The sequence below is a fragment of the Pseudoalteromonas rubra genome, from assembly GCF_001482385.1.
GTDB classification, from domain to species: Bacteria; Pseudomonadota; Gammaproteobacteria; order Enterobacterales; family Alteromonadaceae; genus Pseudoalteromonas; species Pseudoalteromonas ardens.
In genome coordinates, this window is sequence record NZ_CP013611.1 from 1,818,586 (window position 1) to 1,841,517 (window position 22,932).

Here is a 22,932-nt window from a genome sequence, read left to right on the forward strand (position 1 = left end):
GTCTTGAATTTCAAGGAACCAAAAAATGAAATATATGCTGTACATTGCCACATTACTGGCAAGCCTTAGCACGTTTGCAGAGCAAGGGCGAATTTACCTCGAAACTCCTAACCCGCAAATAAAGACCGGCAGTGAATTTTATGTCGATGTGATGGTGGCAGAGCTGCCTGATGTGTACGGCACGCAGCTTACCCTGAACTATGACAGTCAATCCATCACCTTCATAGATCAGGACACCAAAACCAGAGGGGCTCAGCTAGAGCATGGTAATTTTCTTAACACCAGAAATCTGTATGTATTGCGAAATCAAGCGAATACGCAACACGGAACAATACAATATATTGTGAGCCAGGTTGCACCGGTAAAAAGCGCATCCGGAGATGGCCGCCTCGCCAGACTATATTTTACGGCACCAGATAACGCAGCCATAAATACTATCTCAATTGAAGTTGCTGAGTTTGGCACTCGTAATGGAGAAAAATACACGTACAAAGCAAACACGCCTCTGAGCTTACAGTTCGATAGTGGCTATCAAGTTCAGGCTAGCCCGGGTATTAGCATAAAGACCTGGATAATAAGCTTGGCCATTGTACTGTCATTGATTGCGCTAACAGTATTCTTCCTGAGGTCACGGGCATTAAAATTAAAGATGAAAAACATCACTGCAAGCCAGGCACTCCAGTAAAATCACATGCCCCCGCACGGGGGCTAGCTCAAATCGTAATATTCACGTTTCCAGGCCCGCATTTATTCAGTTTCTTGACGTATCCGCACGAAAAACTAACTTAATGTACGCGTTAAAATCGTATCACACAGTATGCAAGACTGAACTATCACCATTTGCACCTACCCAATTAAAAGGCACTACTCCCTTTTCATTAAATTTATGATCAATTATCCTAGCCGGGTGCATACGAACTTGACCCAAAAAACGGGACAAACATAATAATGTAAGGAAATAGTACTATGACACTTTTAAATACCCGCTCAAATACGACTCCCCCCACTAAATCAATCAAAAAGTTTGCCCGCAATGCAGTCATGCTCAGCTTACTGGGCCTGCCGTTACTCAGTAACGCGCAAGCACCTGTACAAGTTGGAGACCCATTTGTTGTCAACAATTGGAAGGATCAAACACAATACTTCCATGAGACCGCCGTACTGAAAGACGGCAGTTATGTCGCGATTTGGACAGGCAAAGACCCAATGTTTGGACAGGACCCGGTGTTCGCTCAACGCTTTAATGCAGATGGCACACTGGCTGGCGGAGAAACTTATTTGAGTTACTCACCCACGCATCGCCACAACTCTGCTGCTATCAGCCCACTCAATGACGGCGGCTATGCGACCGCCTGGTCGCGTTATAAAGACAATTCAACTGATTTAGTTGTCCGCACCTTTGATGCGGACGGCACCCCCAGGATCGACGAATTAGTGATAAAATCTGTCCAGAGGGACTTACTTAGCAGTCCGACAGTCACCACACTTAGTAACGGCGAATTTGTTGTAGCCTGGTCCCACTCCAATCCGATCGCTGCCGATGGTGATATCTATGCACAACGCTTTCTCGCCAATGGTACACCAGCCAGTGACCCACTTATCGTCACAAGTACCGTTGAGCATAACCAACAACATGTCTCGCTGACCGCATTAAGCGATGGCAAATTTATGGCCTCCTGGCATGGTAAAGGAATTGGCGATGACCACGGTGTTTATATTCGTACATTCGCAGCGGATGGCACACCACTCACTGATGAAACCTTGGTCAATGAAAACAGCTATGGTCAGCAGCAAAACGCTGCAATCGATACGCTGCCAGATGGTAGCGTTGTCGTGACCTGGGTAAGCTTAACAGCTGACAGCACAGACATTATGGTCAAACGTATGAATGCTAATGGTACTCCGGCTGGACAACAAACTTTGGTAGATCAATCGACAGTTAACCTGTTCACCATCCCTTCTGTAGCTGCTCTGAGCGATGGCCGCTATGTGCTGTCCTGGCAGGGAGAAGACGACATTGCCAGCCCCGCTTATCTATATACCCGAGCGTATAACGCCAATGACACCGCAACCGGTGACAAAGTGACAATATCGAGTTTGCACTATGCTGGTGTACAAAATCAGGTAACCGCACTATCTGATCAAGACTATATTATCCACTGGTCAGATGAAAATGTATTTACTAGCATGGACGTATTCGGCCAGCACATGACACTAAATGGTGGGCCTGCAACTGCACTGACACTGGAATTACCGCAAACCACAGTCCTTGAGGGGGATACAATTACCCTGCCACTCACTGTATCAGGCAGCGATATCTATGGCATTGATGCGTCAGTCCGTGTCAGTGCGATGTTCGATATGGCCCGTATCACCGGCGGTGAATATGGCGAGTTTTTACCATCTGATGAACGCCTGTCAGTACCCATGGGGATCAGTGACAAACAGTGGGACGGTGCATTGGCTTTAATGGCCCCCGCCACAGCGAAATCAGGTGAAGGTCAGTTTGCCTCTGTCCAGTTACTTGCAGAGCAAGCTGGTATGATTAACCTGGTCGTCAATGCAAAAATGACTGACCAAGAGTCTAACTATTTACTGAACAATGAAGTCTCTTATTCACTGGCCATCGAAGAGTCGGTGACGCTAACAGGCAACGTTGCAAGCCTTGGTGTCACCGGTGATTACAGCAATATCGTACTACGCATCAATGGTCAGCTCGTCACCACTAATCCAGATGGTAGCTTCTCAGTGCGTTCCCCGCTGGGCAACGTAACACTGTCACTTGAGGCACCCGGATACCTGAGTGCAGAAAAGCAACTCAACTTCTCCGCGGGTCAGGAAGATATCGACTTTGGACAGATTGAACTCGTCGGCGGAGACAGCAACGGTGATAACCTCATTGATATTGCTGACTTGACGCAGCTACTGGGTGCTTATCGTACTAAAAAGTCAGACAACAACGGCTACGTCTCTGATGCAGACTTCAACGGAGACAATGAAATCAACATCCAGGACTTGACCTTAATGGGTGCCAACTTTGGCAAACAAGGGCCGCAAAGCTGGTAATACTCTTAAAAAGACCATAGCAATGCTATGGTCTTTGATGCTTATTGGGACAAAAAATGATAAAGAGTTTGATGTTAAGCACCTCATTGCTGCTGAGTTTTGCCTCTTTGGCAACTGAAGGCAAGGTATTTCTTGAAACCTCCAATACACAAATCAAGACAGCCAGCGAGTTCTATATTGATGTGATGGTCAAAGACCTGCCTGCAGTATATGGCGTTCAGCTGTCAGTCACCTATGATCCACAGACGCTAACGCTCATTGACCAAGATCCTAAAGCCACTGGAGCACAGCTTGAGCATGGCGATTTTCTGGATACCAAGCGATTGTATACTTTGCGCAACCAGGCAACCCCTAAATCGAGAGAAGTACAGTATATCGTCAGCCAGGTGGCCCCCGCTGAAAGTGCGTCAGGAGATGGCCGACCGGCCAGGCTTTATTTTTCAGCGCCGGAGGGTGCAACTACCACAGATATTTCAATCAAGCGTGTCGAATTTGGCACCCGAAATGGTGAAAAGTACCTATATCACGCACATAAGCTACTCAACCTAAGTTTCAATGCACGGTACCAGGAACAAGAAAAGCCCAGCTCTGGCACGCCAGCCTGGCTACTGATGCTATTGGCTTTGCTGTCTGTCAGCATCATTGCGATGCTTTTCTGGCGCAAGATGAATTCACGAGGAAGAACTGAGCAGAGCGCGTAAACAACACCGCTGAAAATACGTTATACACTCATCTGTGCTTGTATTGCGTCGGACAATACCCTCTCGATACAGTGGCTGGTCGTAGCTTACTGTGCTTGGTTACTCGTGCACTGACACGCTGACGCCATAACCGAAAACTGGCAGGCTTTAGGTTATGGCGCATTAACCGGACAAGTGCTGATTCACTTAATCCAAATTGGTGTTCAATTGCTTCAAACGGCGTTCTGTCCTCCCAGGCCATCTCGATGACTCGGGATAGGTCATGGCTACTTAATTGCATTGTTTTTTCCTAGTGTATTATCTCCTGTTGTCTCGCTTGAGTAATACGTACTACAGAGCACCGCGGTTTAATTAAGCCCGCTTTTTTGCAACGGTCTGGATTAAGATTCTGGTTCTTTTGCACCGCGGCCAATCAATGTAAGCACTCACCATCAATCAATTTCATATTACCAAAGTAACTTAGGCATGGGCTCTTTTCACCTTGCGTAAAGGCCGCGAAGCTTTGCTTCGGTCTTGAACAAGCGAAGAATGGTCACACGTCCATGTGGGGGGCTTCCGGCTCGACATCCATGTCTCGCGTTCACAAAAAAAGAGATACTTAATCTCTGGTACGAGCGGGCACACGTCCGTGTAGAGGGCTTCCGGCTCGACGTCCATGTCTCGCGTTCGCAAAAGAAGATCTGGTACGAGTGGACACACGTCCGTGTGGAGGGCTTCCGGCTCGACGTCCATGTCTCGCGTTCGCAAAAAAAGAGATACTTAATCTCTGGTACGAGCGGGGACACTTCCATGTGAAGGGCTTCCGGCTCACCCGTCCATGGGTGAGCGTTCAGCAAGCTGCGAAGCTTTGCTTCGGTCTTGCTGAACCCAAACATCTTCGTGGAGGGTGCCTTGATAGCTGACTTTGGTCGGGTCGAAGTGGATTTTTTCGGTCGATTTTTTCTGGCTTTGGTAGTCTTTCGTCAAATTCATGATGGTTGGCGTGAGCTGCACAATGGCGTAGATGTTCACCAGTGTCATCAAACCCAATGCCATGTCTGCAAGGCTCCAGACTTGCTGTAAAGTGGCACTGGCGCCCCACAACACCATCGCCAAATATACGGCAGTGTAACCCAGCCGCCCGGCTTTATTATCGAGTTTGAATAAGTGTAAATTGCTCTCCGCGTAGGCGTAATTGGCCACGACAGAGGTAAAAGCGAATAAGGTAATGGCGGCAGCAATCAGGTAATCACCTATTTCACCAAAGTGTGCTTGCATCGCATTTTGAGTCAGGCTGATACCTGCCATTTCTCCACTAACAGATACACCAGACAATAACACCACCACAGCGGTACAGCTACATAACACCAGGGTATCAATAAAGACCCCCAACATTTGCACATAGCCTTGCGCAACCGGGTGATTGGGCACAGGCGTTGCCCCAGCTGCGGCATGAGGCACACTACCAGCTCCCGCTTCGTTGGAATACAGCCCTCGCTGAATACCATTTTTAATCGCAGCGCCCAAAGCGCCAGCCCCCGCTTCGGTCAGACCAAATGCCGACTGAAAAATATCCAGCAACATGGCAGGCACCTGAGCAATATTGATGAGCAAAATGAGTAAAGCCGTTGCAACAAACGCCAGGCCCATAAAGGGCACAATCAACTCAGCGAAACGGGCAATGCTGCGCAGGCCGCCATAGACAATCGAGCCAGCCAGTACTGCAATCACCAACCCAGTGTATAAAGGATTAATAGAAAATGTTTTATTGAGCGCTTCAGCAATGGTATTGGCTTGCATGGCGCTAAAACTAAAGCCATAACCCAGGAATAAACACAGGGCGAATACCACTGCCAGCTTAGGTTTTCCAAGCCCGGCCCGAATATAATAGGCAGGACCACCACGAAACTCTCGATGCTCATCGCGGACTTTATAAAGCTGGCCCAGCACACTCTCCGCAAATCCGGTCGCCATGCCAAGCAGGGCTATAACCCACATCCAGAATACCGCGCCGCTGCCACCCAGAGAAATGGCCATCGCAACCCCGGCCAGATTACCAGTGCCGACCCGGGCAGACAGGCCGGTACACAAGGCAGCAAAGGAACTGATCCCAGAGCTGTCACCACTCATGCTGCCCTTCATCACACTGAACATATGGCCAAAGTGGCGAAACTGGACCCACTTCAATTTCCAAGTAAACCAACATCCGGCGATCAGTAACAGATAAATGAGTATCTGGCCCTGCCCCCACAGAAGATTATTAATTGGGTCAACGATAAATGCCATCATACTCACCTGCCTGTTGTTATTGTTTTGTAGTGCTTATTTGTTCTAACGCCGGGATAAATGCACACCGGCCAGCATGCAACGTACCGAGCCTCCGGCCAGTTCAATGGCAGACACGTCCAGCGGTAATAAGGTAACGCATGATTCGAGCACCGCAATTTGCTCGGCTGTCAGCGCATCATACGCGGTTTGTGACAGCGCCAGTATGCGCCCGTTGTCTCCGCTTAACTCCAGCGCATTGCCACAAAACGCATTGATCTGCGCCTCACTCAACTCTATCAGCTTTTTGCCGACAAGCTGCAACCTGTGTTTAATTTCTGCACGCCGTTCAGGCTCAACTATCATCTCAAAGCCGCCCAGTGCGTAGTCGCTTCCCACGCACAACAGCACGTTAGTATGATAGACAGGCACTCCCTCTTCACTGAGCGCATCAAACACCATAGGCTCAAAGTTGAAATGACTACAAAAGCGTTCCAGCACATGCGAATCGGTGCGTTTTGAGCGCGCCGTATAAGCAACCCGTTCAATGTGATCCAGCACCATGGCACCGGTGCCTTCCAGAAACAAACCGTCATATTCCAGGCCAGAATAATCAATCACATCCTGCACCCGGTATTCGCGCTTCAATAGCTCAATAATGTCTGTGCGTCGCTCACGACGACGGTTTTTGGCATACATGGGATAAATGGCGATTTGCCCTCCCGCATGGGTTGAAAACCAGTTATTGGGAAACACTGAATCAGGCGTATCAGTACCCAAATCTTCAAACAAGTGCACCCGCACACCCGCTTGTTCGAGCTGTTCAGCCACCCGAGATACCTGCTCGTAAGCCAGCTGGCTGATACCACCGTCAAACTGCTGAGCCTGAGATTGAAAACTGTTATCGGCCCGGGTTTCTTCATTGGGCGAAAAGCAATGTGGCCGGATCATCACAACGGCACTGGGGGCTTGTGGGAACATAACTAAATACCTCTGATACTAAAAATGTACGCCGCTTTTATCCACGAAAAAGCAGGCCAATGGCTTAAACACACCTGCAAAACAAACCAGGTGCATCAGCTAGACGTATGAACAACGGAATACTTTTTCACCAATTAACGTCCATAAAGAAAACAGCCGCAAAAACTATAGCAGTGATTTACTCCCTTACCCAAAGCACATACACTAGGCGCTGGCTTTACGAATTCAGGAAGTAGTTATGATCACGGTAGGTATCGACTTAGGCACAACCAATAGTGCTGTCAGCTATTGGGATGGTGAAAAAAGTGTATTAATTCCCAACTCTCTGGGTGACTACCTGACCCCATCGGTGGTCGGGGTGGACAATAGCGGCGAGATATTGGTGGGTAAAGCGGCCAAAGAGCGGCTGATCTCACACCCACTAAAAACCACGGCATTATTCAAACGCTATATGGGCACACAGCGCACAGTGACGCTTGGAAAGCAGCATTATACCGCCGCTGAGTTATCATCACTGGTGCTTAAATCACTGAAAGCCGATGCCGAAGCCCAATTATCGCAACCAGTTACACAAGCAGTGATCAGTGTGCCAGCGTACTTCAATGACTATCAGCGTAAAGCCACTAAGCTGGCCGCAGAGCTGGCCGGGCTGGAAGTACTGAGACTGATCAATGAACCCACAGCCGCGGCACTGGCATACGGTTTACAATCACAAGAAGATGACACCCATTATCTGATCCTGGATTTAGGTGGCGGTACCTTCGATGTCACCATTCTCGAATACTTCGATCGCGTCATGGAAGTCAAGGCGTCGGCCGGTGACAATCATCTGGGCGGCGAAGACTTTACCGGTTTACTGATCTCGGACTTTTTGCGACAGCATCAGTTAGAGCCACAACAACTGAATGAACACCAACAACAAAACCTGACCCGACATATCGACGAGTGTAAGTGCGGTTTAAGTGGCGAAAAGCAAACCCAGTTTGACATAGAACTGTCTAACCAGACCTTGCGCTATGAATTAACCGAAGAAAAAATGCGCGAGATCTGCCAGCCTCTACTCAATCGCTTGCTGACCCCTATTGAACGCGCGTTTAACGATGCCGGACTGTCACCCTCAGACATAGATCATATTGTCATGGTAGGCGGTGCATCGCGTATGAATATCTATAAACAATGTCTGATCAAAGCACTAAAATGCTTCCCCACAACTCAACTCGACCCGGATCTGGTCGTCGCCCTCGGTGCAGGTATACAAGCCGGCCTGGTTGATAAAGATGAAGCACTGGATGATGTGGTACTGACCGACGTATCCGCCTTTAGCCTGGGCACGGGTACCCACAATGAGCACGATCATGATGGCAAAGTGGGTAACTACTTTACTCCCATTATTGAACGCAATACGGTATTACCATGCAGCAAAGAAAATACTTTTTTCCCTGTCCATAAATCCCAGGAACACCTGTTGATCACAGTCTATCAGGGGGAAAGCCGGTATGTTAAAAACAACATCAAACTCGGCGAAATTGATGTGCCGCTGCCCAAGGCAGATAACATCGAGGACAAACTAGTCAGGGTACGCTTTACGTACGATGTAAGCGGCCTGCTGGAAGTAGATATTACCGTAGAGCAGACTCAGCAAACCATTAGCCAGACCTTTGAACAATCTTCCTCTGTGTTGTCAGACAAAGAAAAAGCCCAGCTGAAAGAAAAAATGCAAAAGCTCAAAGTCCATCCGCGAGATCAGCAGCGCAACCGCCTGCTAATGGCTAAACTGGAACGTATCTATGAACAAAGCCGCGCTCAGTACCGTGAACAAATTGCTGAGCTGATCGCATTCTGGGAAGCCGCGTTAAGCGCTCAGGATAACCAACGCATTGATCAGGCTTATGAGGAAATTACTCAGTTTTTAAAAGAGTTAGGTGAATAAAGTGACAGAAAACCCCTGGGAAATACTGGGTGTCGACCCTAGTGCAGACAAAAAAGCCATAAAACGCGCCTATACAAGTAAGCTCAAGCTGTGTAAACCCGATGAAGATCCGGAAGGGTTTCAGCGGCTGCGTGCCGCCTATGACGCAGCACTGGTACATCTGGAAGCACAGCCTCAGCAGCGAGTGAAATTAAGCGCAACAGATGAACAACCATCAGCACATGCAGAACCCGAAACCGTCACGCCGGAGATTTTACCAGACACAACCCCGGCGGCTCAGTTTGAACCACCCCAGGCACAATCCAGCTCGCCGCCTCAGCTCGATTCAGAGATGCAGGAGTTTGACACTGAGTTAACAGAGTTGCTGGACAATTCGTATCGCCGCAATCAACAAGGGGCCTGGCAGTTGCTCATTGAGCACCCAGCCTGTGTCAATGTACAAAGCCGCCGGGCCGCGTCGCACCGAATATTCCACAGCGTGCTGAACTATCAAAAATCAGAACGCGCAGAAGTCACCCCGCTGGACATAGAAGTATTGGTATTTCTGAGCCTGCATTTTGACTGGGCGGAAGATCAGGAACTGGAGCAACAGGTGGGTCATCCCGACTTTTACAATATGACCCATAAAGAGATGCCAGAACCAGAGATCCGCATTGAACCGGTGGGTGATACCAGCAACACTGCCAACCTGTTTATTGGCCTGACCATACTCTGTGCCCTTGGCCTGATCATGATTTCTATCTAAGCGTCTGGTACCTCTGCGCTCTGTTTAACTGACTGAGGTAACAGGCCGTGACTATGTCTGCGCCACCAGGTGGCCAACACAGAGCCACTGACATTGTGCCAGATCGAAAACAAAGTACCCGCCAGTGCACTGGCGGGGGCAAAAAACTTCATCGCCAGCGCAACTGCCAGTCCGGAGTTTTGTAGCCCCACTTCCAGTGCAATCGTACGACAGCTCGTTTCAGGTAAACCCAGCTGCTTCGCTACCAAGTATCCGAGCGACAAACCCGTCGTATTATGCAACACCACCGCCAGCGCGACTATCGGCCCTATGGTTGGTAAGGTTGCCGCATTTAATGCCACCACAATCGCGATGATCAACACAATTGCAGCCACGGAGAATAGCGGTAACAGCGGTGCAAGCCGCTGAATAGATGCGCTAAAAAAATAATTGAGAAGCACACCTGTCAGCACAGGGAACAACACAATTTTGAGTAAATTCAGCATCATACCTGCCAGTGGAATATCAACCACCTGACCTGCCAGTAACTCAACCAACAGCGGAGTCAACACCACACCCACAAGGGTGCTCATGGCCGTCATCGAAATAGACAGGGCCACATCACCTTTGGCCAGAAAACACATCACATTGCTGGCTGTCCCGCCTGCGACACAGCCAACCAGTACCATGCCTAAAGTCAGATCGGCATCAAACTGAAACAACATCGCGATCAGTAACGCCACCAGTGGCATTACGCTAAACTGCAACACCAGACCTATCAGCACCGCTTTAGGCTGACTCAGTACATGACGAAAGTCTGCCGGTGTCAGGGTTAATCCCATCGTTAGCATAATAAACGCAAGTAATGGAATGATGGTGGCTTTTAAAGCGACAAAAGGTTCAGGTGTATAAAATGCAAAGACACTGAGCAAAATCGCCCAGAGTGGAAACAGTTGGATGATAAAACGCAGCATATAAGGCACTCAGTATGGCAATCAAGATGACTCAGTTATACCGTAGTTAATCTGGAAAACAAATCCTGCCTCTGTGGCTCGTTTTTTATCACCTATATGATAAGGTTAGGTCCTGTATCGTGGATTTATGCGAAGGACTGACATGGCCGAGTACCGCTTTTTATCTTATCGTTTTGATTGCCAGACTCATACACTAAAACAAGGCAAACAACTTCTGGAACTGCGCCCCAAAGCTGCCAAAGTGCTGAGTTATTTGCTGCAACATGCCAATACCGTGGTCTCCAAACAGGAGATAATCGAAGCCGTGTGGGGCCATCCTCATGTGCAGGAACATCGCCTGTTTCAACTGATCAGTGAACTTAGAAAGCTGGCCCCCGAACAAGACCTGATCCGCACCTACCCTAATCAGGGCTACAGCTGGCAGGTAAAAACCAAAGTGGTTTTGCCGCCGTCGCGTCAGCGGATCGCCCTGGCAGCATCATTGCTCCTGTCTGTTGGCGTCGCCAGCGGCGCTTATCTGAACAATCAGCCTGCATCTTCCAGCACACCGGCGCTGCTGCCAGCTTTGTCGGCATACCACAAAGCCATTGTGGCCTTTGAGCACCAAAATTACCCGCAGGCGCAGCAGTGGCTGACTTTCAGTTTACAAGAAAACCCTGAGTCCATTGAGGCGCAATTGCTGCTGGCCGAAACCTTATTACAAATGAATGAAACAGCGCAGGCGCAGCACTATGCCAGTCAGGTGGTTCAGCACACCCCAGTGAATAGCTATTATTTTTCACAAGCGTCAGATCTGCTCAGTCGGCTCTCAATCAGTCAGGCGCGCTTCTCCGAGGCGCTAAACTTTGCCATTCAGGGACAGCAGGCCATAGATCAGCAAGCAATTTGCAGCGCGGTGGTCATGCGACAGCGCATCGCAGATTTGATCGTCGCGCAACCGGAATCATTACAGTCTGCAACACTGCACAGTGCCACAGCACAACTCGCTCACGGATCTGCACCCACCAACACAGCGCAACACATCGACTCACAGCAGTCCGAGCTGTGCAAGCAGCTCACCCAACCCGGGCCAACTTCGATGCGACTTTGTACACCGTCCAATGGCGCTCATACAAGTCGAGAGAGACTTGCTTAACCAATTGATTTAATTACTTTGATAGAAATTTATAGGTCATTTTAAGGCGAATTTAAAAGCCATTATCAGCCAGCTTAGTTATAACCGGGGCATCTTTTTTGTCAGCTGGATATTTACTATGACCTTGTCTACTTCAGTTTCAACTTTGCTGCTTGGCACAGCATTACTGAGTGCCTCTCCTTTGGCCGCAGAGCCAAACACCCCAACGACTGCCAAAGCAAGCTCCCCACAACAACAAGCCAAAAATAAATTGCGCGCGCTGGTTGGGACAAACATCGATTTTGACCTGCACCCCTACTCAGATGACTTCTTTCGCCTCACACTCGGTAATGAGCACCTGTTGTTGTCAAAAGATGGTAATTACCTGTTCAGTGGTCGTGTTATTGATGTGCGCAATCGGGTTGATCACATCGCTAAGATACAGCAAATTGCCAATCAACAAAAAATGGCTGATATACCTTATGAGCAATTATTAACCTATCCGGCACAGGATGAAAAATACCGCATCACAGTGTTCACCGACATCGATTGCCCTTACTGCCGTAAATTTCATAAGGAACTGCCCGCGCTTAATCAACAGGGCGTCACAGTCCATTATGTGATGATACCCAGAGGCCGAGCAGGCAGCCCCGCCTATCAAAAAACGGCGGCAACGCTCTGCGCTGAGCGACCTAATCAGGCTATGGATGCCGCAATGCGCAGCACCCCCGCGCCAGCAGAAAACACAGAGTGTGGACACTCACTGGATATTCAGGTTTCACTGGCACAACAATTTGGGTTTCAGTCGACACCTACTATCCTGCTGCCCAATGGGGAAGCGGTCCCGGGTTACTTACCAGCCAGAGATCTGGTGGCGCGGCTGGCGCAGCGCTAACCTCGGATCTGCCACTCTGAAAGGCAGTGTAATTGGCATTCCGACACAAACGGGTTATTATTCAATCATTCATAATGGCCCTTGCCAGATCCAATTGGCGCGAGAAATACGGGTAGTACGATCGGAAGTTCGATGTTAATGATGCGCTTACAGAGCCTGTTCAGGCCAGGATTCCAAGGCTTTATTCGCTACACCCTGCTGGCGTTGCTATTGTGCTCCTCAGTGGCTCAGGCGTTTTCCATCACAGAAGCAAAGCGCCAGCTAGACAACGCGCAAGACCTCAGAAGCAGCTCGCCTCAGTCTGCGATCAGGTTACTGGCCCAACTCGCAGATGAGCCGGATCTGAAGTCGTATCCGCAAGAGTATTACGAAACGTTAATGGCGCTGGCTCACACCCTGATCAGTCAGGGCGACTACGATAAAGCGCAACAGCGCAGTGAGCAACTACAGCACTTCGCCATCGCGCAAAGCAATCCCTATCACCATGCCTATTCCTTTTTATTATTGGGGTTTATCGCGGACAACCAAAGTCGCTTTGATCAGGCGCAGGCCTATTACAACGATGCACTCGACACCGCGATTGATGCCAATGATAACGAAATGATTGCACAATCCTATGAACGCATTTCTGCGGTACTGCGGCGCCAGGACAAGTACATCGAAGCCCTGAAGGTGGCTCAGAAATCCATCAATGTACTCAGCATTCTGGGAGAAACAGAAGTCTACGCCAGAGCGCTGGTTAACCTGGGGATTATTCAGACCGCACTGGGGGATCATGAGAGTGCGCTGGAAACCTTCACCCGCTCTTTTGAGCTCAGCAGGGAGCTGAGTTTTGACAAAGGTATCGCCGACTCCATTTATGAATCTGGCGTGGTGTATCAGCGCATGGAAAACTACCCGGCCGCGCTGAAACACTTTAAGATGGCACATGAACTCGATGAAAAATCGGGTAACCTGATGGACATAGGCAACAGTGCTATGCGCAGCGGGTTTATGGCACTCGAGACCGGCGACCTGACAGAAGCAGAATACTTCGCAACCAAGTCACAAAAGTTCTATACACAGATTGACTCGAAAAGTGGCCTGACTCGCAGTTACAACCTGCAAGCCCGGATAGCACTCAAATCGGAGCAAACAGCACTGGCAACAGAGTATGTGGAACAATCGCTAGAAATTGCCAATAACTATAACCTGACAGGCTATTTAGTTGCTTCTCAGCTGACTCAGGCACACATTGCGGCGGCCTCACAAGATCACGAGACAACACTTGAACGGGCGCATCAAGCCCTCGCCACTGCAACGCTGATTAATGACAAAGACGGCCAAATCAAATCCTATCAACTGCTGGCAGACACTTACCAGGCTATTAAGGATCCGCAAAATGCCCTCGACGCGCACCTGAAATTTACCCAGCTCAGAGATGACCTGGGCAACAGTCAACACAACCTGACACTGGCCGCTTTGCAAAGCCGGGTTGAATTTATTCGCAAACAACAAGAAATCGAAACCCTCAATCTCGACCGGGCACTAAAGGACACCCAGCTCAGAGAGCGTGAGTGGCAACTCAAGGCATGGTGGTTCGGCACAGCCGGGGTTTTTATGCTGGTGCTCGCAATTGGTTATCGGCAAGTCAAAAAACGCAAACTGGCTGCCGAGCGCGCGGCTCTGCTGCAAGAAGTGGTCGACAAGAAAAATGCGATGCTGGCAGATGTCTCTCATGAGATCCGCACCCCGCTCACGGCACTGCAACTGCAGGTTGAAGCGTTACAATTTAATATCGCCCAGGACGTTGATGCCTCCTACAATACGATCAATCGTAAATTGTCTGATATTAACCGCCTGATCTCTGATATTCACCAGCTGGCCATGGCCGATTCACAGAGCCTGTATCTCAACCTGGTGCAATGTAATCTCACCGAAGTCATGACACTCTGGGAGCAGGAGTTTGCTCAGTTCTCGCACGGAAAAGGCTTTGACTGGGAAGCAAACATTCAGCTAACCGGTGCAGTGGCCGTGAGTTGGGACATGGATCGCATTAAGCAGGTACTCACAAACTTGATCGCCAACAGCACCTTGTATACTGATAAACCGGGTAAACAGCGGCTCAAGGTCTGGCAACAACATAAAAAAATACACATTACCCTGGAAGACACTGCACCGGGCGTGATTGATGAACATCTGAGCGAGATATTCGAGCGATTGTTCAGGGTAGAAAAGTCCAGGAGCCGACGTACCGGCGGCTCAGGTCTGGGCCTGGCCATCTGTAAAAGCCTGATAGAAGCACATCACGGTAAAATAGTGGCCCAGCATAGTGAGCTGGGCGGATTGAAAATCGTGATAGTGCTTCCGACAGAGGTTAACTAAGGCGCTTGCTCCCGGTTCTGACTGCCATAATCGCGCATCACCCCGGCGACACGAATACGGTAGTGCTGAAACATCTGCTGTCTACCCTGTTGCTGTGCCGCTCTGTGCTCTTCTTGCATTCGCCACTGCAGCACAGCAGCTTCATCCCGCCAGAATGACAGTGAGAGCAGTAACTCAGGGTCATTCAGACTTTGATACCGCTCAATTGATATAAATCCGTCGATGTTTTGCAGTCTGGGCTTCAGATCTGCCGCGATGTCCAAATAGGCCTGTCGCTTGGTCTGGTGAGGCGTTACCTCAAAGATAACGGCAATCACAATGCCTTCACTCCCTGCAGATAAGTTTGCTCTATACAAGATAAGAAGCTGCGCTTTTCTTGCAAAATAAAGCCCGCTTCTAAGGCAAAGTGAAAATTGGCCCGCCCTTGTTGATCCGCTTTCAGGCGCACGCGGTACGCCTCATATTCAGCCAGGCTGGTAAAGCTGATCAGGCCATAAGCGACAAAATTAGTGCCCTCATGGGGCGCAAAATAGCCAATCAGTTCACCACCACACCTCGGGATGACCTCACCCCAATTTCGGGCGTATTGCTCAAACAAGTCCAGCTTACCCGGGTCAATCCGATACTCAATAAAACACGTGATCATAATGCATTGTCTCCTCTTGCGTTTTTCGGCACTATATCGATCACTCACTATCCATGCTTCGGCCTATATCGAACTATCTAATGCACGATCCCGACATCACAGTAATTGCCAGCTTGATTGGTGAACCTACCAGGGCACGTATGCTCCTGGCCTTAATGTCGGGTAAAGCCCTGACAGCAACAGAGTTGGCACTTGAAGCAGACATCACTGCTCAGACGGCAAGCAGCCATCTGTCAAAGTTGCTGGACAGTTCACTCATTACGGTCAGAAAACAAGGCAGACACAAATACTTTCAACTTAAAAGTCAAGCTGTTGCGGAATTAATTGAGCAGCTACTCACACTCAGTAGCAGCACGACACTGAAAACCAACACCGGGCCAGACGACCCTTACCTTCGACAAGCACGGGTGTGTTATGACCATATTGCGGGAGAACTGGGCGTTCAGCTCTATGATGCGCTGGTCGCGGCGAACTACCTAGAAGATAAACAAGCACAGACTTTGCTGACTCCCCGAGGCACTGCATTTTTTGAGCAGCTGGGCGTCTGTTTTAGCACCTTTAGAGAGAAAAAGCGCCCGCTCTGTAAATCATGTCTGGATTGGAGTGAAAGACGCAATCACCTGGCTGGTAGCCTGGGAAACTGGATCCTGAATGATGCACTTGAACGAGGCTGGTTGCAAAGAGTACCCGACTCACGGGCACTCATTTTCAGAGGTGAAGCGCACAGGAGGCACTTTGCTAAAACCTATGGTTTAAAGCTCACAGACAATACTGAGAAATAATTTTATAGACCTGATTAATGTTGTCGCCGGCTTTAAATTCTTTGGTCAGCGGCTCAGGCTCAGAACCTATCCAGATTTTTAGTTCAGCATCCAAATCAAAATGACCAGCCGACTCTTTACTGAACTTAGTGATTTTTCCGTAGGGAATGCTGAGCATTTCCACTTTAGAGCCGGTAACACCTTGCTTATCTACCAGGATAAGCCGTTTGTTAGTAAACACAAACATATCCCGAATGACTTTATAAGCCTGCTCAACGCTTTCCCCGTCAATCAGGGTATCGTTTAACAGCTTGTCCAGCTCATCGCTGTCTACTTCACTGGCGTTACCCAATAATCCACTTAATAGTCCCATCTGATTGCTCCTTTTATTTAATCAGCCACAAGCTTAGTAACATAACACCTGTTTGTCGAAAGCCTTATCTTATTGCTCGCCTACGCTGCCATAAGATAAGGCTCTCGGCCTTGATGCTTGTCTTTTCGACGATAGCTGCCTTTGCCTTTTTTATTTTTTTCAACTTTGCATTTGAACAATGGGCTGGTTACCAATGCTTTCAAGGCATTGTCTTTAATGTCGCCACGCTGATGGTCGTGGGACTGGCTGCGTTTACTTACCATACTTTGTGTGCTCCTGATTATAAGATGAAATATTAGCCAGTTGTGGCCGCGCTGATTATTGATGTATTTATACCGCTATGCAAGTATATTTTAATAGCAACTCGTAAAAAATTTTTGCTTCCTTTGCGCTGCAAATCAAGATTGTAACTCTCTATGAGCTATACTTTTTTCTTCAACGTTGAGTGACTCTGTTAAACCCTATGCGTAGCATAAAAACCTCAAACGGTCTCACCCTGAGCTATCAGGACTGTGGTAACCGACATGCGCCAGCCATTATCCTGATCATGGGGCTGGGTGCACAAATGACCGTATGGCCCGATGAGCTGTATTTTGGTCTGGTCGACAGAGGATTCAGAGTGATCCGCTTTGATAATCGCGATACCGGGCTATCGAGTCACCTGGACGAACAAGGTTCCCCCAATCTGTTCAAAACCTGGTTACGTCGTAAGGTACCCTTTGGCAAACAGGCGCCGTACTCGCTGGAGGATATGGCCGATGATGTACTGGCGCTGATGAAGGCCTTAAAAATTAAGAAGGCGCATCTGGTCGGCGCATCTATGGGCGGCATGATTGCGCAGATCCTGGCGGCCAAACAACGCAAAAAGGTACTCAGCCTGACTTCGATTATGTCTAGCGCTAACAACCAGTTAATCTCAGGGAAAAGCCTGGGGGTATTATTGAAACTGGCTCGCCTGACACCGCGTAATAACAGCCGTCAGGCCGCGATTTCCTATAATGTCAGACTTAACCAACTGATTGGAAGTCCGGCCTACCCGCGAGACGAACAAACTCTGCGTGAACAGGCGACCTTACACATCAGCCGAGCCCATAACCCGGCCGGCTTTAAACGCCAGCTTGCTGCCATTACCGCCAGCGGTGACAGGCGCCACTTGCTCACCCGGATTAAAGCGCCCACTTTGGTGATCCACGGCACCCATGATCCCATTTTCCCACTGACAGCCGGTCAGCAAACCGCCGCCGAGATCCGCAAGGCAAGACTCAAAATAGTAGAAGGCCTGGGCCATGACTTTCCGCCTATGCTGATGGGTAAAATGGCAAAGTGGATTGCCAAGCATGTGAAAAAAGCCGAACTCAAACGACTAAAAAAGAAGCGAAAGAAAAAAGCAGCGACTGAGCAAGTCGGACAACCATCAACACAAACGAATAAGCCCGACCCGTCAAATTAAGCCCGGCGTGAAATATTCGCTTTTCTTATATGCCACTTTCCCGGTATGCTTACAACACATCAGACCAGTCCAGATCATCAACATGAAAACACGCATTACCGACTTACTCGGCATAGAAAAACCCATTGTTTTACCCGGCATGAGCTGGATTTCGGTTCCTGAACTTGTGGCGGCTGTGTGCAACGCTGGTGGACTGGGGATTTTGGCCACCGGACCACTGACACAAGAACAAACACGCCAGGCCATCGCCAAAATTCGCACCCTGACCGATAAACCCTTTGGCGTTGGAGTCACCTTGCTGATGCCCGGCGCAAAAGAAAATGCCAAGGTCGCTTTGGCTGAGCAGGTGCCGGTGATTAACTTTTCGCTGGGTAAAGGCGACTGGATAGTGGAAGGCGTTAAACGTTACGGCGGTAAAACCATTGCCACCGTGGTCACCGAAAAGCATGCGCTGGCCGCTCAAAAAAGTGGCGCTGATGCCCTGCTGGTCACCGGGCATGAAGCCGCCGCACACGGCGGTGAGGTAACGTCACTGTGCTTAGTGCCTAACATTGTTGAGCTGGTCGACATTCCCGTTATCGCTGCAGGTGGTTTTTCCGATGGCAAAGGCTTACTAGCAGCACTGGCTTTGGGGGCCGAGGCCGTTGCCATGGGCTCTCGCCTCGCTACCAGCACCCAAAGCCCGGTCCATCAGACTGTCAAACAAGCGGTGGTCGACAAAAAAGTGGCGGACACCATTTACTCAAAAAACTTCGATGGCCTGTATGCGCGGGTAATGAAAACCCCGATGGCAGAAAAAGTCACCCGCCGCCCAATGAACCCCATAGTGGCAATCTTTAAATCCTTTAAAGCCTCAAAAATGGTCGATATGCCGCTGTGGAAATTACTACTGGGCTTACTGGCCCAGTTTGACAAAATCCGCATGCTGACTCTGTTTGGTGCCGCCACAGAAAAATTAGAGGCCGCAACGCTAGCAGGCGACCTGGAAAACGGCGTACAGTTTATTGGCCAGTCTCAGGGGATGATCAGAGATATCGAACCTGTTGAAGTACTGATGGAACGCATTATGGTTGAAGCAGAAGCCGAACATACCCGGATCAACAAACTCATGGTGCAATGACCCTAAGCTCATATTCGCTCACGCTAAACAGCAATGCATGTTAACCAAGTGATGGGGTGCTCTTAAAGGGGGGTCTGTGTAATAATTAACTGTAATTAAAACACTTAACCTTATCCAGACACCCAGATGCAACAGGTAATCGACATCCAGTGGTGGCAGCTGGGCTTATTCAGCCTGACCTTGCTGCTTCCCTTTACCATCAACGCGCTGTACCAGCTCAAGATTGGCCAGGAAGCGGTTGTCGGGCTGATCCGCATGGTCGTGCAGTTATTACTGGTCGGCCTGTATCTGGAGTACCTGTTTACCCTCAACAACTTGTGGGTAAACCTGGCCTGGTTGCTGGTCATGCTGCTGATCGGCAGTAGCGCAATTATCAGCAAAGCCCGACTCCCCAGACGGCCGTTATTTCTGGCCGTCTTTACAGGTTTATGTGCAGGACTGTTACCTTTACTGGGCTTCATTACGATAGTGGTTGTCCAGCCAACCCCGTATTACCATGCTCAGTACCTGATCCCGCTGGCAGGCATGCTGCTGGGCAACAGCCTCAATGCCAATATCGTTTGCCTGCAACACTTCTTCGACGCCTTTAAAACCCGCTGGTCGGAGTATGAAGCCGCGCTCTCACTGGGCGCCCCGGTTCGCGCAGCCACCCAGCCCTTTGTACAAAACGCCCTGCAAAAAGCACTGGCACCCATCCTGGCCACCATGGCTACTACCGGACTGGTTTCATTACCCGGCATGATGACCGGTCAGATCCTTGGCGGCGCCAGCCCCATGGTCGCCATCAAATATCAGGTGATGATCATAATAGCCGTCTGGGTCATGATGAGTGTATCTATCACGATGTGTTTATTTATCGCCGTACGCAATGTGATCAGTCCACACGGCAGACTACATTCTGAATGCCTGGGACTGAAAGCAAACAAACATAGAACATAATTAGACCCATAAACGATAAACCCGCCTTCAGTGGGCCTGTCACTTCGGTTTCTGCGAAGCGCCTTGAGCTTAGGATTGGTTTCTGGAACAATTTCGCACTTCTATATCCACGTAATTTATTTTGAGCCTTGCAGATTTATGTGTCTGTTTAACGCTGCGTACTTAGCACTAACAAAAACAGGCTCAATGTATCCAGAATTCATTCACTCAAAGGAAAAATTATGAATCTTTAAAAAAATTTCTGTCTCTCTCGTTTTCCTGATCAGTTTTCCTGCCTTTGCTATCCAAACCCACAGGGGAGCTCAGGCTAGATAAAAGGTCTGAAGACTTGGCTTGTGCGGCTTCTGTTGTGATGCTAACTACTATATGTCACCTCTCTCGATACGCCGTTTCACTATAAGAATAAATAAAAAGGTCTCGGTGTTTATTAAAAGCCTGTTTTAGCATATCTTTCAGCATTTTAGGATTGGCTAACAAATCAGTTATGTGAGTGTGGCCGCAACCCATGAAACCAAAATTATTTGTTCTGAAAATGCCGTTCGAAGATGGCCCCGGGAAAATGTGGATTTGTTCACATTGCGCATTAATAGAAGGGGCGTTGTCGGTCAATCCGCACTGGCAAGAAGCTGTCGATGTTCGTCGCATCGATTTCCCAAAACCCCGCAGTGAAGTTGTTGCGCTTTTAGGTGAAGACAAGCAGTGGCTGCCTGTTCTCGTTATAAATCAGTACAATACGATTACTGATCCGGTGGAGATAATTAATTACTTGGCAGCAGAATTTGGCGGTGCCAGCGTACACCCCTAATTCAGAGATAATTACCTAAAGGCTGGTCCGGTTAATTGTGGTTATTCGTCATACTGTATATAAGACTTATTAAACAATATCGACTTGCCCAATCTTTGCTTGTTTAGAAAGGAGTTACTGTTGGAAAAAGTGCTGGTTAGTTCCTGCTTGCTTGGTAACAAAGTTCGCTACAATGCCAGCTGTTTGTCGATCTCCGACACCGATTTACAGTGGCTTCAATCAAATATGAAACTGGTTACGCTTTGCCCTGAAGTATCGGCAGGGTTACCCACACCCAGGGCGCCGGCTGAAATCATTGCAGGACAAGGTCTGGATGTACTCAACGGCTCTGCCAGGGTAATTGAGAAGGATGGGACTGATGTCACAGTCCCCTTTATTAGAGGCGCACAAAACGCGCTGACACTATGCCAGCAACAGCAAATAAAATATGCGGTACTGGCACAGGGGAGCCCTTCTTGCGGCAGTGCAAAGATTTACGATGGAACATTTAGTGGTGTCAAAGTCGATGGTTCAGGCGTAACTGCGGCGTTACTGACCAGCAACGGCGTGAGGGTTTTCAGCCAGCATACGATAGCCCGGCTGCGTGATTTACTGCAAACACATGGCTAGGCCACAGATATCGGCTTTGTGTTAAATATAAGCACATCATACATTCACCCATCAGATTCTTACCCGTGCTCATACTATGCAACGCCATGCATCACAGATGCAGGAACAAAGGCAGAGCCTAAATTAGGGCATGCTCTAACGATCAAACTAAAAATAAAACAAAGTATTACATATAGTTAAGGAGAACTCGCCACTAGAATAAACCTATTTAACTAGAAAATAGCTTTTTTATAAGACACCTGAATGGCCTACGCTCTATGTTAATTGACCTATAACAGTACAAACTCAGGTGTTTTATGTCGCACAATTCCAGACGTCACTTTATAAAAAATCTTGCAGCAGGCACACTGGCAGGTGCTTTTACAAGCTCAGCACAGGCAAAAATGATATTGACTCCCAGAGAAATGGAGGGCCCGTACTATCCCATAACTGTGCAAAAAGACAAAGATGCCGACCTGACCAGAGTTGCCGGAAAAACGGGTGTGGCTCAGGGCACGCATATTGAAATAGCGGGGCAAGTGTTTGATCAGAATATGACTCCTGTCGAAGGTGTCACGCTAGATTTGTGGCAAGCCAATGCCTTTGGTAAATATCATCATCCCCACGATACCAGCGAAGCCCCTGTCGATGAGCACTTTCAGGCGTGGGCCATAATCCAAAGTGGTAAACAAGGGCGATTTCGCTTCAAAACCGTCTTTCCCGGCGCCTACCCGCTCAATGCCCATAGTCAGCGCACGCCACACATTCACCTGAAAGCGACAAAACTGGGTTACGACTCCTTACTGACTCAGCTGTACTTTCCGGATCATCCTTTAAATCAACAAGATGGTCTATTTAAACGAAAAAGCGTGCAGGAACAAGCGCTGATGACAGTCAGGCAAACTGAACAAGAGAATCACTACTTATACAACCTGATACTGCACAAAATTCCGCTTTAAACACCTTATGAATAATTGACCAATCCCATGTTAATGGATAAGTCCGTATCGCCTGTCGGCTTATCCTCCAGTCTTACTTCTCCTCCAAAAGCCAGCTAATGACCTGATCTAGTTAAACTTCAAATCACAATTTTTGAATAAATGCTCTAGTAAAAATTGACAAAAAACAGAAAAAAGGATGACTAAAAATAAAAAACATACACATTTCTTCCTTATTTCATTCCTACACTAATGTTGGAATGGCAATTTTTTATTCCACACAATAATGCTCTTTCTGACTGAATGTGAGGAAGGCGAT

At 48.7% G+C, this 22,932-nt stretch carries 23 protein-coding genes; 15 read left to right on the plus strand and 8 right to left on the minus strand.

Features of this window, described 5'->3' with window-relative positions; translation table 11 throughout:
• Window positions 1-25: 25 nt before the first annotated feature.
• The 3 genes from AT705_RS07995 to AT705_RS08005 all read left to right on the plus strand — a co-directional run bounded on the left by AT705_RS07995 (window position 26) and on the right by AT705_RS08005 (window position 3,767).
• Complete coding sequence (locus AT705_RS07995; protein WP_058796184.1) at window positions 26-685, plus strand: cohesin domain-containing protein; 660 nt, start codon at window positions 26-28, stop codon at window positions 683-685.
• Window positions 686-966: 281 nt separating this feature from the next.
• Window positions 967-3,066 (plus strand): hypothetical protein, encoded by a 2,100-nt coding sequence (locus AT705_RS08000; RefSeq protein WP_058796185.1) that lies wholly within the window; start codon window positions 967-969, stop codon window positions 3,064-3,066.
• A 56-nt stretch (window positions 3,067-3,122) separates the two neighbouring features.
• Window positions 3,123-3,767 carry a cohesin domain-containing protein gene (locus tag AT705_RS08005; RefSeq protein WP_157576706.1) on the plus strand — a complete coding sequence of 215 codons (645 nt, stop codon included), beginning with the start codon at window positions 3,123-3,125 and terminating at the stop codon, window positions 3,765-3,767.
• Between the two features lie 28 nt (window positions 3,768-3,795).
• Here AT705_RS08005 and AT705_RS24850 read toward each other — a convergent pair whose 3' ends face one another.
• From AT705_RS24850 to ctlX, 3 genes are all read right to left on the minus strand, one after another.
• The gene (locus AT705_RS24850; protein ID WP_082668943.1) at window positions 3,796-4,047 is read right to left on the minus strand and encodes a TIGR03643 family protein; all 252 of its coding nucleotides are present in this window, start codon (window positions 4,045-4,047) and stop codon (window positions 3,796-3,798) included.
• A 527-nt stretch (window positions 4,048-4,574) separates the two neighbouring features.
• Window positions 4,575-6,035: an alanine/glycine:cation symporter family protein gene (locus tag AT705_RS08010; RefSeq protein ID WP_058796187.1), complete on the minus strand. Its 1,461-nt coding sequence runs from the start codon at window positions 6,033-6,035 to the stop codon at window positions 4,575-4,577.
• Between the two features lie 42 nt (window positions 6,036-6,077).
• The gene (gene ctlX / locus AT705_RS08015) at window positions 6,078-6,992 is read right to left on the minus strand and encodes a citrulline utilization hydrolase CtlX (RefSeq protein WP_058796188.1); all 915 of its coding nucleotides are present in this window, start codon (window positions 6,990-6,992) and stop codon (window positions 6,078-6,080) included.
• Between the two features lie 238 nt (window positions 6,993-7,230).
• On the opposite strand from ctlX, the gene AT705_RS08020 reads away from it, so the two are divergent.
• Together AT705_RS08020 and AT705_RS08025 are read left to right on the plus strand one after the other, a co-directional pair.
• Window positions 7,231-8,922: a molecular chaperone HscC gene (locus AT705_RS08020; RefSeq protein ID WP_058796189.1), complete on the plus strand. Its 1,692-nt coding sequence runs from the start codon at window positions 7,231-7,233 to the stop codon at window positions 8,920-8,922.
• The gene (locus AT705_RS08025; protein ID WP_058796190.1) at window positions 8,915-9,667 is read left to right on the plus strand and encodes a J domain-containing protein; all 753 of its coding nucleotides are present in this window, start codon (window positions 8,915-8,917) and stop codon (window positions 9,665-9,667) included. Before AT705_RS08020 ends, AT705_RS08025 begins: the two co-directional genes overlap by 8 nt.
• On the opposite strand, the gene AT705_RS08030 is transcribed toward AT705_RS08025, so the two are convergent.
• Window positions 9,664-10,620, minus strand: coding sequence for a bile acid:sodium symporter family protein (locus AT705_RS08030; protein WP_058796191.1), 957 nt, complete (start codon window positions 10,618-10,620; stop codon window positions 9,664-9,666). The genes AT705_RS08025 and AT705_RS08030 overlap by 4 nt on opposite strands.
• A gap of 142 nt (window positions 10,621-10,762) precedes the next feature.
• Between AT705_RS08030 and AT705_RS08035 the strand changes: the two genes are divergently transcribed.
• From AT705_RS08035 to AT705_RS08045, 3 genes are all read left to right on the plus strand, one after another.
• The gene (locus tag AT705_RS08035) at window positions 10,763-11,755 is read left to right on the plus strand and encodes a winged helix-turn-helix domain-containing protein (RefSeq protein ID WP_058796192.1); all 993 of its coding nucleotides are present in this window, start codon (window positions 10,763-10,765) and stop codon (window positions 11,753-11,755) included.
• 118 nt (window positions 11,756-11,873) lie between these two features.
• Window positions 11,874-12,629: a DsbC family protein gene (locus AT705_RS08040; RefSeq protein WP_058796193.1), complete on the plus strand. Its 756-nt coding sequence runs from the start codon at window positions 11,874-11,876 to the stop codon at window positions 12,627-12,629.
• 132 nt (window positions 12,630-12,761) lie between these two features.
• Window positions 12,762-14,993: a tetratricopeptide repeat protein gene (locus AT705_RS08045; protein WP_058796194.1), complete on the plus strand. Its 2,232-nt coding sequence runs from the start codon at window positions 12,762-12,764 to the stop codon at window positions 14,991-14,993.
• Here AT705_RS08045 and AT705_RS08050 read toward each other — a convergent pair.
• Both AT705_RS08050 and AT705_RS08055 read right to left on the minus strand, forming a co-directional pair.
• Window positions 14,990-15,310 (minus strand): antibiotic biosynthesis monooxygenase family protein, encoded by a 321-nt coding sequence (locus AT705_RS08050; RefSeq protein WP_058796195.1) that lies wholly within the window; start codon window positions 15,308-15,310, stop codon window positions 14,990-14,992. The genes AT705_RS08045 and AT705_RS08050 overlap by 4 nt on opposite strands.
• Window positions 15,307-15,639: an NIPSNAP family protein gene (locus tag AT705_RS08055; protein ID WP_082668945.1), complete on the minus strand. Its 333-nt coding sequence runs from the start codon at window positions 15,637-15,639 to the stop codon at window positions 15,307-15,309. The genes AT705_RS08050 and AT705_RS08055 overlap by 4 nt, the downstream gene beginning before the upstream one ends.
• Before the next feature lie 80 nt (window positions 15,640-15,719).
• Between AT705_RS08055 and AT705_RS08060 the strand changes: the two genes are divergently transcribed.
• Window positions 15,720-16,421 carry an ArsR/SmtB family transcription factor gene (locus AT705_RS08060; RefSeq protein ID WP_058796196.1) on the plus strand — a complete coding sequence of 234 codons (702 nt, stop codon included), beginning with the start codon at window positions 15,720-15,722 and terminating at the stop codon, window positions 16,419-16,421.
• Here the strand turns inward: AT705_RS08060 and AT705_RS08065 are convergent.
• Both AT705_RS08065 and AT705_RS08070 read right to left on the minus strand, forming a co-directional pair.
• Window positions 16,399-16,773 (minus strand): PH domain-containing protein, encoded by a 375-nt coding sequence (locus AT705_RS08065; RefSeq protein ID WP_058796197.1) that lies wholly within the window; start codon window positions 16,771-16,773, stop codon window positions 16,399-16,401. The two genes, AT705_RS08060 and AT705_RS08065, sit on opposite strands and share 23 nt — an antisense overlap.
• A gap of 80 nt (window positions 16,774-16,853) precedes the next feature.
• Complete coding sequence (locus tag AT705_RS08070; RefSeq protein ID WP_058796198.1) at window positions 16,854-17,036, minus strand: alternative ribosome-rescue factor A; 183 nt, start codon at window positions 17,034-17,036, stop codon at window positions 16,854-16,856.
• 200 nt (window positions 17,037-17,236) lie between these two features.
• Between AT705_RS08070 and AT705_RS08075 the strand changes: the two genes are divergently transcribed.
• The 6 genes from AT705_RS08075 (at window position 17,237) to AT705_RS08100 (ending at window position 22,634) form a co-directional block, all read left to right on the plus strand.
• Complete coding sequence (locus AT705_RS08075) at window positions 17,237-18,223, plus strand: alpha/beta fold hydrolase (protein ID WP_058796199.1); 987 nt, start codon at window positions 17,237-17,239, stop codon at window positions 18,221-18,223.
• Window positions 18,224-18,305: 82 nt separating this feature from the next.
• Complete coding sequence (locus AT705_RS08080; RefSeq protein WP_058796200.1) at window positions 18,306-19,343, plus strand: NAD(P)H-dependent flavin oxidoreductase; 1,038 nt, start codon at window positions 18,306-18,308, stop codon at window positions 19,341-19,343.
• A gap of 126 nt (window positions 19,344-19,469) precedes the next feature.
• Window positions 19,470-20,282, plus strand: a complete 813-nt coding sequence (locus AT705_RS08085; RefSeq protein ID WP_058796201.1) for an ABC transporter permease — start codon at window positions 19,470-19,472, stop codon at window positions 20,280-20,282.
• Between the two features lie 505 nt (window positions 20,283-20,787).
• Entirely contained in the window at window positions 20,788-21,087 is a 300-nt protein-coding gene (locus AT705_RS08090) for a DUF3088 family protein (protein ID WP_058796202.1), read from the plus strand.
• Between the two features lie 120 nt (window positions 21,088-21,207).
• Window positions 21,208-21,696, plus strand: coding sequence for a DUF523 domain-containing protein (locus AT705_RS08095; protein ID WP_058796203.1), 489 nt, complete (start codon window positions 21,208-21,210; stop codon window positions 21,694-21,696).
• Window positions 21,697-21,992: 296 nt separating this feature from the next.
• Window positions 21,993-22,634: a dioxygenase family protein gene (locus AT705_RS08100; protein ID WP_058796204.1), complete on the plus strand. Its 642-nt coding sequence runs from the start codon at window positions 21,993-21,995 to the stop codon at window positions 22,632-22,634.
• The last annotated feature ends 298 nt before the right edge of the window (window positions 22,635-22,932 follow it).